Here is a 13,850-nt window from a genome sequence, read left to right as displayed (position 1 = left end):
AGTGTTGGATCTCAAAAGCAGTGTTGTTGATGCTGAATTTTTGAAAGAAAGCTTTAATTGCGGAATAAAGAAGAATTAGTAATAGAAAACCTGCTTCTCTAAACGAGCAGCAGGTTTTCTATTTTATTTCTCATTTGCTGCAGTTTTAACACAAAAAGAGCATGCGTAACTTTAATTGAACACTGGGACAGATCGGTTCTTTCATTCCCACAGATATGGAGTCTCTTGGTAAACATAATAGTTTAACCAATTCATAAACAGCAGGTTGGCATGAGAACGCCATGTTTTTAAAGGGTTTTTGTCAGGATCATTGTTTGGGAAATAGTGTTCCGGAAGCTTTGGCTCTAGCCCTCTTTCTGTATCTCGAAGAAATTCTTCCTGCAGCGTTTGAACGTCGTACTCTGGGTGACCTGTAACGAAAACAAACTTTTCGTCTTTAGACATAGCCATATAAACACCAGCTTCTTCAGAGTAGGAAAGAAGCTCAAGGCCAGGATGGTTTTTTACTTCATTCATGTCGACGTCGGTGTGACGAGAATGAGGAGAATAAAAGACATCATCAAATCCTCGCAGCAGCTTAATCGGTTCTTCACTCGATACCACATGCGTAAATACACCCGTGCATTTATCAGAAAGAGGTCGCTTGTCAATGCCAAAGTGATGATAAAGTCCGGCTTGAGCTCCCCAACAGATATGAAGGGTAGAAGTCACATTTGTTTTACACCAATCCATAATTTCTTGAAGCTCTTTCCAGTAGTTTACTTCTTCAAATGGTATATGTTCTACAGGTGCCCCTGTAATAATCATTCCGTCATATTTTCGTTCTTTAATTTGTTCAAACGTTTTATAAAACTGATCTAGGTGATTTTTACTCGTTGTTTTTGCTTTATGGCTTGCCGTATAAAGAAGTGTAATATGCACTTGCAGCGGTGAGTTCCCGAGTAAACGTAATAATTGCGTTTCAGCTTTTTCTTTTTCCGGCATTAAGTTTAGGATAACAATATTAAGCGGGCGAATTTCTTGGTTAACCGCGCGCACGTCGTCCATGATGAAAATTCTCTCTTTTTCTAAAATTTCTTTTGCCGGAAGATCACGTGGAATATTAATAGGCAATAAAATTCCTCCTATTCGATTTCGAAGTAATGACGCGTATAAATGTTCTTTCTCACGTGAAGATGAGGTCCAACATTTATGTACAATATACTATTATAGGAATATACAGAATATTAAGCAATTGAATTTTGAAAAAAAAGAGCATTAATATGCGTAATGGCTAAAATGAAATGGTACAATAAGGTTAAACTGGAGCGTTGCTATGCTTTTTTAGCTTGACTGAAACTCAGTAAAATTTATAGCACAGTCGTTCTTGTATTTATTAAACTTCATATCTCCCCCAGAAAATGGATTTTATCCTTTTTTGATGAAGTGTTTAAAAAGAATTTTCAGCAGAAAAGGGGTTTTTATATGACAACTAAGAAGCAAATAAAAAGTGATTTGCAAATTGCACAAGAGGCAACGATTAAACCGATTAAAGAGATTGCCGAGCACCTGGATATTTTAGAAGCCGAGCTAGAGCCGTACGGACATTATAAAGCCAAGCTTTCTTTGTCCGTTATGGAACGTTTACACACAAAACAAGATGGAAAAGTGATTTTAGTTACAGCTATTAATCCAACTCCAGCAGGAGAAGGGAAGTCGACAGTGACGGTTGGCTTAGCTCAGGCATTACATAGATTAGGTAAAAAAGCGATTGTCGCCATGCGTGAACCATCTCTTGGTCCGGTAATGGGAATTAAAGGAGGTGCCGCTGGCGGCGGTTATGCTCAAGTGCTTCCAATGGAGGATATTAACTTACACTTTACTGGAGACCTGCATGCCATTACAACAGCTAACAACGCGCTGGCAGCTATTTTAGATAACCATATACATCAAGGAAATGAATTGCGTATTGATACACGTAAAATCACGTGGAAACGAGTGGTAGATTTAAATGACCGCGCGCTGCGTCAGGTCGTCATTGGATTAGGTGGTCCGATGCAAGGTGTTCCTCGAGAAGATGGATTTGATATTACGGTGGCATCAGAAATTATGGCTATTTTCTGCTTAGCGTCAGATTTACAAGACTTGAAGCGTCGCTTAGCATCTATTGTGGTAGCTTATAACATGGACAATGAGCCTGTAACGGTTGCAGACTTAGGTGCACAAGGAGCGCTTACTCTTCTTTTAAAAGATGCGATTAAACCAAACCTTGTACAGACGTTGGAACATACTCCAGCCCTCATTCACGGAGGTCCTTTTGCTAATATTGCCCACGGCTGCAATAGCGTCATTGCCACAAAAATGGCTGCAAAACTAGGCGACTATGTAGTAACAGAAGCGGGATTCGGGGCAGATTTAGGCGCAGAAAAATTCCTGAATATTAAAGCTCGTATGGCAGATATTAAACCAGAAACGGTGGTAATCGTTGCAACAATTCGCGCTTTGAAAATGCATGGGGGCGTTCCTAAAGAGGGTTTAAATGAAGAAAACATTGAGGCTTTAGAAGCGGGAATTGAAAATCTGGAAAAGCATATTGAAACGATTCAGGCATTCGGCGTTCCTTACGTTGTAGCCGTGAACCGTTTTGTGACGGACTCAAAAGGTGAAGTAGAAGCACTTATGAATTGGTGTGATTCAAAGAATGTTCCAGTTGCTTTAACAGAAGTATGGGAAAAAGGCGGAGAAGGCGGCGTCATGCTTGCTGAAAAAATTCTTGAAGTCATGAACGAGACAGAAAGTCAGTTTTCTCCTCTTTACGATGTGTCGGCTTCGATTCCAGAAAAAGTAGAAGCTATTGCTAAAACCGTATACGGAGCACAAGGCGTAGATTTTGCTCCAAAAGCGTTAAAGCAAATACAGCAATTTGAAGCAAACGGTTGGGATCATCTGCCGATCTGTATGGCCAAAACGCAGTATTCGTTAAGTGATGATCAGACGAAGCTTGGGCGACCAACTGATTTTAAGATTACGGTAAGGGAATTCCGTCCTTCACTCGGAGCTGGGTTTCTCGTGGCGCTAACAGGTTCAATTATGACAATGCCTGGCCTTCCAAAAAAACCTGCTGCGCTCAATATGGATATTGACGAGAATGGACATGCACTAGGGATTTTTTAAGAGAAGAGGCTAGGGTAAGAGTATTTTATTTGAAGGGAAATCCGAACGATGAAGCAAGATTCTTGATGAAGAATCAAACTCGTTCGGATTTTTTCATAGTTATGGTAAAAAGAAGTTTCATGGGTGTAGTGGCTTCTAGATATAGATTGGGTGGACTTAGTTGGGTTTCAATCTCTTTCTTGCAAGATAAAACAAAATAACAGGTATGTTATGAATTAATTTGGCAAGAAAGAAGAAGAGCTGACTGTTCGTATTTTATAAAAAAGGAAGTAGTTGAAATGTTTGATCCAATTGTATTTGATAATTTAAAAGTTGTTGTAGAAGGAGAGATCTATGATCTTGACTTGTCTGGGCAAGTATCTGTTACGAATCGCGAAGATTTTGTAGACTTAGCTCAGTTTACTCGAACGTACCGCATTTCTTTTCAACAGCATTTTTGCTGTACCGCGTCGCTAACTTTATCAACCGACTTAGACAACATTCATGCCGAATTAACGCCTTCCCGTGTAGAAAAACCAGGGTGTACAGTTTATATTGATTTTCAGCTAAAAAAACAAAAACCGTTTGAAGAAGCTGAATTTCAAAATATACAGGAAATGTGTGAGCGGATCTGGGGAACAACAAGAGTTGTGAAGCAGCGTATTACTCATGAAGTCGGAGGCAGCGAATACGAAAACAATATTGAGGTAACCTTTAACCGATTTATTTACGAAGACCAAGTAGGAGATTTAATCGAGATGATTGATTACATGCTGCAAACGACTGATCAGTTAAAGGTTCTTTATGACAAATCATAAGAGCGTTTCAGTTGTACTTCCGAAATAAAGTGAATTACAATAGGGAAAAGGAGGCGTTTTGATGAGCGTGTATGAATACTCGGCAAAAACAATTAAAGACGAAGACGTATCGCTATCTAACTATCAAGGTGACGTGCTGTTGATTGTGAATACAGCTAGCAAGTGCGGCTTCACCCCTCAATATAAAGATTTGCAGGCGCTGTACGAAGAAGAAAAAGAAAACGGCCTAACGGTTCTAGGTTTTCCTTGCAATCAGTTCGGCGGTCAAGAGCCAGGAAGTTCAAATGATATTGAACAATTTTGTGAGTTAAACTATGGCGTTTCGTTTCCGATGTTTGCAAAAGTAGATGTAAAAGGGGAGCATGCACACCCGTTATTTACATACTTAACAGAACAAGCACCGGGTCTACTAGGTTCCAAAGGGATAAAGTGGAATTTCACAAAGTTTTTAGTGAATCGTCAAGGTGAAGTCGTGAAGCGATACGCACCTCAAACTGCACCAAAAGATATTCAAAAAGATATAAAAGAATTGCTGTAAAAGCAGGTGGATCTCCATCTGTTTTTTATTTTTCAGCGAGGATTTTCAACCGGTGATCCGCTGTCAGTGAGACGAGCGCCTCACTTTGTGCTAAAATAATGGTGGATATAATTGAGGTGAGCAAATGAATAAAATAGTGGAAACGGAAAAGTGGGTTCAAGCAAAGCTTGCGCATGACACAACGGGTCATGACTGGCAGCATATCGATCGCGTGCGTCGAAATGCAGTGCTTTTATATAAAAAAGAAGGCGGCAATCGTGAAGTTATCGAACTAGCCGCGCTTTTACACGATGTTGTAGATGATAAGCTAGTGGAAGATGTTGAAAAGGCGTACGAAGAAGTGTGGGAGTGGCTGAAGAGTCAGCAGGTAGAAGAAGAGAACTGCAAGCATATCGTTCACATTTTACAAACGATGTCATTTAAAGGCGGAAACCGTCCGGCTATGGCTACGCTTGAAGGTCAAATTGTTCAAGATGCAGATCGTTTAGATGCGATCGGTGCAATTGGTATCGCACGTACGTTTATGTATGCAGGTGCTAAAGGCACGCCTTTGTATGATGAAAACATTGCTGTACGAAGTGAGATGACGGAAGAAGAATACAGACACGGGAAATCAACGGCTATTGCACATTTTTATGAAAAGTTATTAAAGCTCACTGCGTTAATGAATACTCAAACAGCACGGTCTCTAGCGCAAGAGCGACATACATATATGAAAGAATTTTTAGTTCAATTTAAGAAAGAGTGGAATTATCATTATGAAAATGCTGACTGTTGAAAACTTAACAAAAACGTATGGAGAAAAAGAGCTGTTTCATCAACTAACATTTACCATTACGGAAAATGAGCGAATCGGCTTAATCGGTGTAAACGGAACAGGGAAATCAACGCTTCTTAAAATTATCGCAGGTTTAGAGCTCGGAGACGAAGGAGATATTGTTCATGCTAAAGACTACAGCGTGACATATTTACCACAGCATCCGGATTTTGATGAAGACTTAACGGTTTTGGAGCAAGTTTTCAGCGGAGATACACCTCTTCTTAACTTATTAAAAAACTATGAGCTAGCTCTGTATGCGTTAGAGCAAGACTCTGCAAACGAAAAAAATCAGCAAACATTGTATGATTTGCAACAGAAAATGGATGCGATGAACGCGTGGGAAGCCAATTCTAACGCACAGTCGATTTTAACGAAGCTTGGAATTTCAAATATGAGTGCAAAAATTGGTGAGCTTTCAGGTGGACAGAAAAAGCGCGTCTCCATTGCGCAAAGTCTAATTCAAACACCTGATTTACTGATCTTAGATGAGCCGACTAACCACTTAGATTATGAGACCGTTAAATGGCTCGAAGAATATTTATCCAAGTATCAAGGAGCCGTGCTGCTTGTTACTCATGATCGCTATTTTTTGGATGCTGTTACAAACCGAATTTTTGAATTAGACGGTGGAAATTTATATAGCTATAAAGGAAACTATGCTGCTTTTCTAGAAGGAAAAGCGATTCGAGAAGATCAGGAAAAAGCAACTCAAGCAAAATTAAGCAACTTATACCGCAATGAGTTGGCTTGGATTCGCAGAGGAGCAAAAGCACGTACGACTAAGCAAAAAGCGCGTATTCAGCGATTTGATGAATTAGAAGGGAAAATCGATTCCTCTGAAAAAGAATCACTGGATTTAAGTTTAGCAGGCAGTCGCCTTGGGAAAAAAGTGTTTGAATTAAAAGATGTGTCTAAGACGTATGAAAATAAAATCATTCTTTCAGACTTTACGCACATCGTGAAAAAACAAGATCGAATTGGAATTGTCGGAAAAAATGGAAGCGGAAAGTCTACCCTGTTGAATATGATTGCAGGACGCATTGAGCCGGACAGCGGTGAAATTGACAGAGGACAAACGGTTAAAGTTGCTTACTATACCCAAGAAAGCGATGATATGGACTTGAATCAACGCATGCTTGATTATATTAAAGAATCGGCAGAAGTTGTGCATACGACGGATGGGAAAATGATCTCTGCCTCGCAAATGCTTGAGAGATTTCTATTTCCTTCACATACGCACGGAACACCCATTCAAAAGTTGTCCGGAGGAGAGCGCCGTCGTTTATACTTGTTGAAATTATTAATGACATCGCCGAATGTTTTGCTTCTAGATGAGCCGACTAATGATTTGGATACTCAAACGCTAACGGTGCTTGAAGACTATCTCGAAGAGTTTCCAGGTGTTGTGATCACCGTATCGCATGATCGCTATTTCTTAGATAAAGTAGCAGATTACTTACTAGTTTTTGAAGGAGAAGGAAACATTTCGATTTATTTTGGCGCTTATACAGATCAATTGGAAGAAGCGATGAAGAAGAAGCAGGCAATGGTTCAGCAGGCTAAAGTGAAAGAAGAAAAGCCAAAACAGCCGGAGAAAACGAAAAAGCGTCGCTTAACGTATAAAGAACAAAAAGAATGGGAAGAAATCGAAGATAATATTGCAGCAAAAGAAGAAGAAATTGAACGCTTAACAAGTGAAATTGAACAGGTGGGCAGCGATTATACAAAAGCGCATAACCTATCGTTAGAACAAGAGAAATCAAACGAAGAATTAAGTTCACTGCTTGATCGCTGGGCAGAGCTTTCAGAGCTGATTGAAGAAATTGAAAACGCGTAAACAAGTCGTTAGACTGAGTATAAGGCACATGCTACAATTTTAATGAGAGGAGTACGATACGATATGAACATTAAATCAATTGAGCCAACGCCAAGTCCGAATACAATGAAAATTAATTTAGACGAAGTGCTATCAGGCGGAAAAAGCAATAACTATACGGAAAAAAATGCTGAAGCAGCTCCTGAAGTTGTTCAAGACATCTTGAAAGTAGAAGGGGTAAAAGGAGTCTACCACGTAGCGGACTTCTTAGCAGTAGAGCGAAATGCCAAATATGACTGGAAGCAAATTTTGCCGCAAGTTCGTGCAGCGTTTGGTGAAGATTTGCAAAGCAGCAGTGAACAGCACAAAATGAATGAGCATTTTGGTGAAGTCAATGTGTCAGTTCAAATGTTCAAAAACGTACCGATGCAAGTCAAGCTAACGGACGGAAATGAAGAAAAGCGCTTTGGTCTGCCCGAGCGATTTGCAAAAGCGGTAGCAGAACTTCAACGTTTTTCAGATAATGTGGTATTAGAACGAAAATGGAAAGAACAAGGCGTTCGTTACGGAGAGTTAGCTGCTATCGGAGACGAAGTTGTAGAAGAGTTAGCAGCAGCATATCCGCAAGAAAGATTAACTCGCCTTGTGGCTAATGCACAAGAAGAAAAAGAAGGCGGAAAAGTTGTACAGCCGCGTAAAACCTATAAAGTTACAGAAGAAATGCTAGAAGACAACGATTGGTCAGTGCGCTATGCCCATTTAGAACAAATGGATCCAACAGAAGCTGATTTAGACGTTTTAAATAAAGCGCTTGATGATGAAAAAGCATCTATTCGCCGCTTAGCTACGGTCTACTTAGGAATGATTGAATCAAAAGCGGTACTGCCTTATTTATACAAAGCATTAAAAGATAAATCAGTCACTGTGCGCCGTACTGCTGGAGACTGCATGTCAGATTTAGGTTTTGAAGAGGGTATTCCGGCAATGTGTGAAGCTCTTGGTGATAAAAACAAGCTTGTTCGCTGGCGTGCAGCTATGTATTTATACGAGGTAGGGGACGAGACGGCTCTTTCTGCATTAAAAGCAGCAGAGAATGATAAAGAATTTGAGGTAGATTTACAAATCAAGCTAGCAATTGAACGTATCGAAGGCGGAGAAGAAGCAAAAGGTTCTGTTTGGAAACAAATGACAGAAAGCAGAAAAGCATAAAAAAAAGATCATTCACTTGAATGATCTTTTTTTACGACTGTTTTGCAGCGGGAGTTGGAAACTGCATAGGCTGCATGGTGTTATCAATTTTAATAGGCTGATAGCCCGACTGCTTTAAGTAAGTCAAAATAGCAGGAAGGGATTGTGCTGTAAAGGATTTATCATGAAATAAAATGACTGGTGTTCTTCCATTGGAGTTAACCCCTTGAATATGAGGTTCAAGCCCCTGAATAATTCTAGGTGCAGAACGAAGTGCCCAGTCTTCGCTGTCTACATTCCAGTCCCATAATTTAAAGTGGCTTAGCAACTCTGTACGGTGGGGCTCTTTTAAATAAGGAACGCTGCCGTAAGGAACGCGGATTAACTTACTGTCAACACCGGTTACTTTCTTAACTGTCGCTTGACACTCCTGCATTTCTTTTAACGCGGCGCCGTCTTCACTATACATGACATCAATATCATGAGAGACGCCGTGACAGCCGATGGCATGTCCTTCCTGTGCTACTTTTTTAGCAATTTCAGGATGAGCGTCAATTTGATGCTTTAACATAAAAAAAGTTGCTTTTACGTTATATTGACGCAAAGCATCTAAAATATGAAGAGTATCAGGTGTTGGGCCATCGTCAAACGTAAGGTAAACAGGCTGTGTAAGAGCTTGATTTTGATCGTTCACCGTATTTACTACATACATATTATGATGAAGTGTATTAAGCAGCTTCTCAGGCTGTGCTGAAGATGCAGTTTCTTTCAGCGGTAACGCAGTAGATGCTAATACTTGCTGAGATGCAGCGGATTCACTTCCTTTGACTTCTGTAATAAAAAACAAAGAAGCGACGATCACTAACACTAAAGACAAAAATGCATAAAATCGTTTGTTTGGCTTAAATCGTTTGTTCGGTTTAAATCGCTGGTTCAATTTGAAAATCCTTTCTACTAAATTACTATTTACTACTATAGTACAAAAAATGGAATATTAATAGTAAAAATCGACATTTTTATAGGAAAAAATTAGATGATATGACCCGGTTTTAATCTTTTTTTGTCAAATGGAGAAGAAGAATGGGACAACGATAAGGATTTGAAGAGTGAGTAGCTAGATTTTTCCTGGTTTTTATAGTATGCTTTTAGCGTGAATGATTGTTAGGAGGAATGTTAATATGTCAATGGCATATGAAGAATATATGCGTCAGTTAGTTAAACCAATGCGTCAAGAATTAACTCAAGCTGGTTATGAAGAATTAACAACAGAGGAAGCCGTAGTTGATTTTATGGAAAACGTAGAAGGAACAACTTTTGTTGTCGTTAATTCAGTTTGTGGATGCGCTGCCGGTTTAGCACGTCCTGCAGCAACGCAAGCGTACTTACAGTCTGAGCAAAAACCAGATCAAGTGGTAACTGTTTTTGCCGGCCAAGATAAGGAAGCAACAGCTAAAATGCGTGAATATTTTGGTGACATTGAGCCTTCATCACCGTCTATGGCGCTTTTAAAAGGAAAAGAAGTCGTTCATTTTATTCCTCGACATGAAATTGAAGGTCAGCCTTTAGAAGTTATTTTTGAAAACATTTTAAATGGCTTTAAGCAGCACTGTTCATAAAATGTCCTGCTTTTGTCACATCTAGTATATAGATTTTTAGAGAAAAATCGCATATACTTTATAAGAAAAAGGATGTCTATCGGCATCCTTTTTCTTTATGTAAATAGCCAAACAGTGTAGGGGGAGTTATGAAAGTGATTGTTACGACTGCTGGTCGAACAAATGAACAGATGATTGTAAAAGCCAAACAAGTAGCCGCTGATTTAAGTATACCTTTTGTAGTAAGAGAGAAGAAATCCGTTGCAGATCTTCAGAATCTTCAAGCTGCAGACGTGCTGGTTGTCGGTAAGAATAGAGTAGAATTGCATGTCCAAAATGAAGAGGAACCTATTTTTTTTCATCCAAATTCCGCTATGTTTAGAGTGAAGAGATGGCTGCGAGGAGAACCTGATCCGTTTATTGAAGCTGCTAGTTTGGAAAAAGGAATGAGCGTGCTTGACTGTACACTTGGTCTTGCATCGGATAGTATGATGGCGAGCGCAGCGGTAGGGAAAAGCGGGAAAGTTGTCGGACTAGAAGGCAACCGCTATGTAGCTTATTTAGTCAAACAAGGACTTTTAAATTGGGAAAGTGACGTACAAGAGTTGAACGATGCAATGAAGCGTATAAACGTGGTTCATCAAAATTTCGAATCGTTTTTGGCGTGTTGTGAAGATAATTCTTTTGATGTTGTCTACTTTGATCCTATGTTTCAAGAGCAAATTGATGAATCGAATGGAATTAACGGTATTAAAGCAATAGCACTGTATACTACGCTAACGCCAATGGCTATACAAGAAGCAAAAAGAGTAGCCAAACAAAAGATCGTGCTAAAAGATCATTGGAAAAGCAGTCGTTTTGAAGAACATGGATTTATCGTACAAAAACGAAAAACATCAAAATTTCATTACGGGACAATTGATATACAATAATAAACAAAAAAGTAAAACGAATCCTGATCATTGAAAAGACTTCCAAAACCTTTTAGGAATTAAAAAGTTTTGGAAGTTTTTTTTATGAATTTCATCTAAAGTTCATAAAAGTATGATATATTTTTGAACATAAAAATACTTTTGTGTTTAAGCATCCAGCAAAAAAGGAATATCTTGTATAGGTTTCCGCTCGGTGTGACAACCTCAAACAGAAGAAGGAAGGTGCTAACTAAAAAGTCTTCGAATGCCCGTAGGCAGCATAAATGAATAAGCAAATATAGGTAAAAAATTAATAAGTATGTTACAATACCTAGTGAGTTATAACAATGAATTTTACGATATGAAAAGACCATATGGGAAAAGATGAGAAAGGAAAGATACGAATGCCTAGATGGATAAAAAGAATGCTAGTTGTATTTATTACAGTATTTACATTTGGGCTTGTCACTCCACCAGAATATTTATACGTTGATGATGCAAAAGCGGACAAGCAACATAAAGCAGGGTATGTAAGAGAAACAACTCCTGTCACAGCTGTTATAGAAGATATTCATTTGCCATATGAAGAACCAAAATATGAAGACGTTTCATCATTTGTTACGTATGCAATGGAATCAGCTGAAAAACAGTCAGTGGAAAAATTCGGAACAAAAATTGGACCTGTCATTGAAGATGAATTTCGTCAAGCAGTGTTACCTAAAATTGAAGAAGTGCTGACCGACATTGGCACTGAACGTGAACAGTCAATTCAGAATCTCGAGATAAGCGAGCATCCTGCTGCTGGCTACGGTGAAAAGATTTTCCATGTATATGACCGGGAAACCGGTCAGGACTTAATACGATTTCATGTACGGCGTGAAAATCCTCCAAAAGATGGATACTGGTTTAATTTTCACTATCATGCGGCTGCAGATAATTTTCAGAAGCATTATGATTTAGGGAAAATTTATTGGAACCGAAACATGCCGCCTAAATGGTTTAGCTGATAATAGACACAACATTCTGCGATTTCGAAATGTTAGCTTTTTTAAGCTAGCATTTTTTTACGTCTAAAACCGTTAGGGTCTAAATAAGCTGAAACATTAGCACAACGATAAAAAAATCGTTTATAATGAAGTCAGACTTCTTACCATAGAATAGTGAGAAGGAACGAATAGATGCTGGAGGTAACACAATGAAACAATTTACGGAAGAAAAACAATTTCGCGAACAAATTAAGAACGAAACACTAAGCGTTGGGATTTTTACGACAACGTGGTGTCCTGATTGCAAACGTTTGGATATGTTCATTGATGAAATCGTTGATGAAAATACAGATAAAGCATGGTTTAAAATTGACAAGGATGAGTTTGAAGAACTTTCTGCTGAAAACAATGTAATGGGTATTCCTTCTCTTCTTGTATATAAAAACGGTGAAAAAATTGCACACTTGCACAGTGCAAATGCTAAAACGCCTGAAGCGGTCCGTGAATTTTTAGCAACTCTTTAATCCCTTAAGCTGCGAGAGCATTCTCGCAGCTTTTTTTTGTGAGAATGGCTATTTCCATTTTTCCATGAGTGGGGTATACTAGGACAAGTGAATAATCGTAAAGCAATAAGGTCTCAATTTAAAGATTGAGTGAAAAGGGAAGTCTGGTGAAAAACCAGCGCGGTCCCGCCACTGTAAGCGCTTTGTGCGTAAGTCAGGAGACCTGCCTTATTGTTAGCTGTGAAACCTTCGAGGAAGGGTGAAGCAGGGTAATGAACATACATATCAAGTATAGTGAACGGATTCTTTTCCTGCTTATCTTGACGTTACCTGCTTTGCTTTCAATTGAAAGTAAAGCTTTTTTATTTTGAAGCTGCCGGCGAGCAGTATACATAGTCAAAGCGGAAAAACGGGATAGCGCTGCTTTTTGCATGATCATTTGCTTTTTCTTTAACGTGGAGGTTTCGTATTCACAATGAACAATATATAGGGGGAGTATTTAGATGAAAAAATGGCTTTCGTATTCCATTATTGCACTGTTAGTCATCGTACTTGCTGCATGCGGTGCAGGCAGCCAAAGCAACAGTGATAAAAAAACGAAGCAAGATACGGCACAAACGTCACAAGCTGCATTTCCAGTGAAGGTAAAAGACGCGCGTGATAAAGAAATTACGTTGAAAAAACAGCCTAAGAAAATTGTTTCCTTAATGCCAAGTAATACGGAGATTGTATATGCCCTTGGCCTTGAAAAAGAATTAGTCGGTGTTACAAGCAACGATGATTATCCTAAAAGCGTAAAGAAAAAAGCGCAGGTAGGAGATATGAACGTTAATGCGGAAAAAGTTATTGCTTTAAATCCTGATTTAGTGCTGGCACACGCTTCAAGTATGGGCGTTTCGGATGAAGTATTTAAACAAATTGAAAGTGCGGGTATTCCGGTATTTGTTGTAAAAGATTCAACAACGTTTGATACGGTTTATGATTCTATTACGCAAATCGGTAAATTAACAGGTAAAACAAAAGAAGCTAATCAAACAATTAAAGACATGAAAGAAAAAGTAGCTTCAATTGAGAAAAAAGCAAAAACGATTTCAAAAGAAGATCGTAAAAAAGTATGGATAGAGGTATCAGGAGCTCCTGAGATTTATACAACAGGAAAAGGTACGTTCATGAACGAAATGCTTACTATGATCGGTGCTGATAACGTAGCAGCTAGTGAAAAGGGTTGGGTTAAGTTTTCTGAAGAGCAAGTTGTTAAGTTAAACCCTGACGTTATTATCGCAACGTATGATGCAGACAAAAATGAGATTATGAAGCGTCCCGCTTGGAGCAGCATGACTGCTGTAAAAGAGGGTAACATCGAGAAGGTTGATCAAAACAAAATCAATCGCTTAGGACCTCGTATTGTAGATGGCTTAGAGGACTTAGCAAAAGCAGTATACCCTGAGGTGTACAATAAATAAGAAGAGGGACCATATTCCAGTTCGAATTGAAAAGGGGATTGGTCCCTTTTCACATCTTAAAATTGAAGAAAGGCCTGAGC

The 13,850-nt window shown here is 39.0% G+C and carries 13 protein-coding genes and 1 riboswitch; of the genes, 11 read left to right on the top strand and 2 right to left on the bottom strand.

The features are described from left to right. Window positions 1-201: 201 nt before the first annotated feature. Window positions 202-1,113 (bottom strand): homoserine O-acetyltransferase MetA, encoded by a 912-nt coding sequence (gene metA / locus AC0KUU_RS10485; protein WP_043982019.1) that lies wholly within the window; start codon window positions 1,111-1,113, stop codon window positions 202-204. Window positions 1,114-1,464: 351 nt separating this feature from the next. Here metA and AC0KUU_RS10480 point away from each other — a divergent pair, with 351 nt between their 5' ends. From AC0KUU_RS10480 to AC0KUU_RS10455, 6 genes are all read left to right on the top strand, one after another. Further along, window positions 1,465-3,153, top strand: a complete 1,689-nt coding sequence (locus tag AC0KUU_RS10480) for a formate--tetrahydrofolate ligase (protein ID WP_043982021.1) — start codon at window positions 1,465-1,467, stop codon at window positions 3,151-3,153. Window positions 3,154-3,431: 278 nt separating this feature from the next. Further along, window positions 3,432-3,950, top strand: a complete 519-nt coding sequence (locus tag AC0KUU_RS10475) for a hypothetical protein (RefSeq protein ID WP_043982023.1) — start codon at window positions 3,432-3,434, stop codon at window positions 3,948-3,950. A gap of 61 nt (window positions 3,951-4,011) precedes the next feature. Further along, entirely contained in the window at window positions 4,012-4,488 is a 477-nt protein-coding gene (locus AC0KUU_RS10470) for a glutathione peroxidase (RefSeq protein ID WP_025752029.1), read from the top strand. Between the two features lie 124 nt (window positions 4,489-4,612). Continuing rightward, window positions 4,613-5,266 (top strand): HD domain-containing protein, encoded by a 654-nt coding sequence (locus AC0KUU_RS10465; RefSeq protein WP_043982025.1) that lies wholly within the window; start codon window positions 4,613-4,615, stop codon window positions 5,264-5,266. Beyond that, the gene (locus AC0KUU_RS10460) at window positions 5,247-7,145 is read left to right on the top strand and encodes an ABC-F family ATP-binding cassette domain-containing protein (RefSeq protein WP_043982027.1); all 1,899 of its coding nucleotides are present in this window, start codon (window positions 5,247-5,249) and stop codon (window positions 7,143-7,145) included. Before AC0KUU_RS10465 ends, AC0KUU_RS10460 begins: the two co-directional genes overlap by 20 nt. A 63-nt stretch (window positions 7,146-7,208) precedes the next feature. Next, window positions 7,209-8,333 carry a conserved virulence factor C family protein gene (locus tag AC0KUU_RS10455; RefSeq protein ID WP_097823632.1) on the top strand — a complete coding sequence of 375 codons (1,125 nt, stop codon included), beginning with the start codon at window positions 7,209-7,211 and terminating at the stop codon, window positions 8,331-8,333. A 31-nt stretch (window positions 8,334-8,364) separates the two neighbouring features. Here AC0KUU_RS10455 and AC0KUU_RS10450 read toward each other — a convergent pair whose 3' ends face one another. Further along, window positions 8,365-9,249, bottom strand: coding sequence for a polysaccharide deacetylase family protein (locus tag AC0KUU_RS10450; protein ID WP_043982030.1), 885 nt, complete (start codon window positions 9,247-9,249; stop codon window positions 8,365-8,367). A gap of 241 nt (window positions 9,250-9,490) precedes the next feature. Between AC0KUU_RS10450 and AC0KUU_RS10445 the strand changes: the two genes are divergently transcribed. From AC0KUU_RS10445 to AC0KUU_RS10425, 5 genes are all read left to right on the top strand, one after another. After that, window positions 9,491-9,928 (top strand): BrxA/BrxB family bacilliredoxin, encoded by a 438-nt coding sequence (locus AC0KUU_RS10445; protein WP_013056693.1) that lies wholly within the window; start codon window positions 9,491-9,493, stop codon window positions 9,926-9,928. 134 nt (window positions 9,929-10,062) lie between these two features. Further along, the gene (locus AC0KUU_RS10440) at window positions 10,063-10,839 is read left to right on the top strand and encodes a class I SAM-dependent methyltransferase (protein WP_043982628.1); all 777 of its coding nucleotides are present in this window, start codon (window positions 10,063-10,065) and stop codon (window positions 10,837-10,839) included. A gap of 383 nt (window positions 10,840-11,222) precedes the next feature. Beyond that, window positions 11,223-11,825, top strand: a complete 603-nt coding sequence (locus AC0KUU_RS10435) for a YpjP family protein (RefSeq protein WP_025752035.1) — start codon at window positions 11,223-11,225, stop codon at window positions 11,823-11,825. A gap of 188 nt (window positions 11,826-12,013) precedes the next feature. Beyond that, window positions 12,014-12,328, top strand: coding sequence for a thioredoxin family protein (locus AC0KUU_RS10430; protein ID WP_013056696.1), 315 nt, complete (start codon window positions 12,014-12,016; stop codon window positions 12,326-12,328). 91 nt (window positions 12,329-12,419) lie between these two features. Next, a riboswitch (cobalamin riboswitch) is annotated at window positions 12,420-12,552 on the top strand. 258 nt (window positions 12,553-12,810) lie between these two features. Beyond that, window positions 12,811-13,770, top strand: a complete 960-nt coding sequence (locus AC0KUU_RS10425; RefSeq protein WP_014460464.1) for an ABC transporter substrate-binding protein — start codon at window positions 12,811-12,813, stop codon at window positions 13,768-13,770. Window positions 13,771-13,850 lie beyond the last annotated feature (80 nt).

The organism is Priestia sp. ST2, from assembly GCF_055810735.1.
This window is presented reverse-complemented; position numbering and strand designations above follow the sequence as displayed.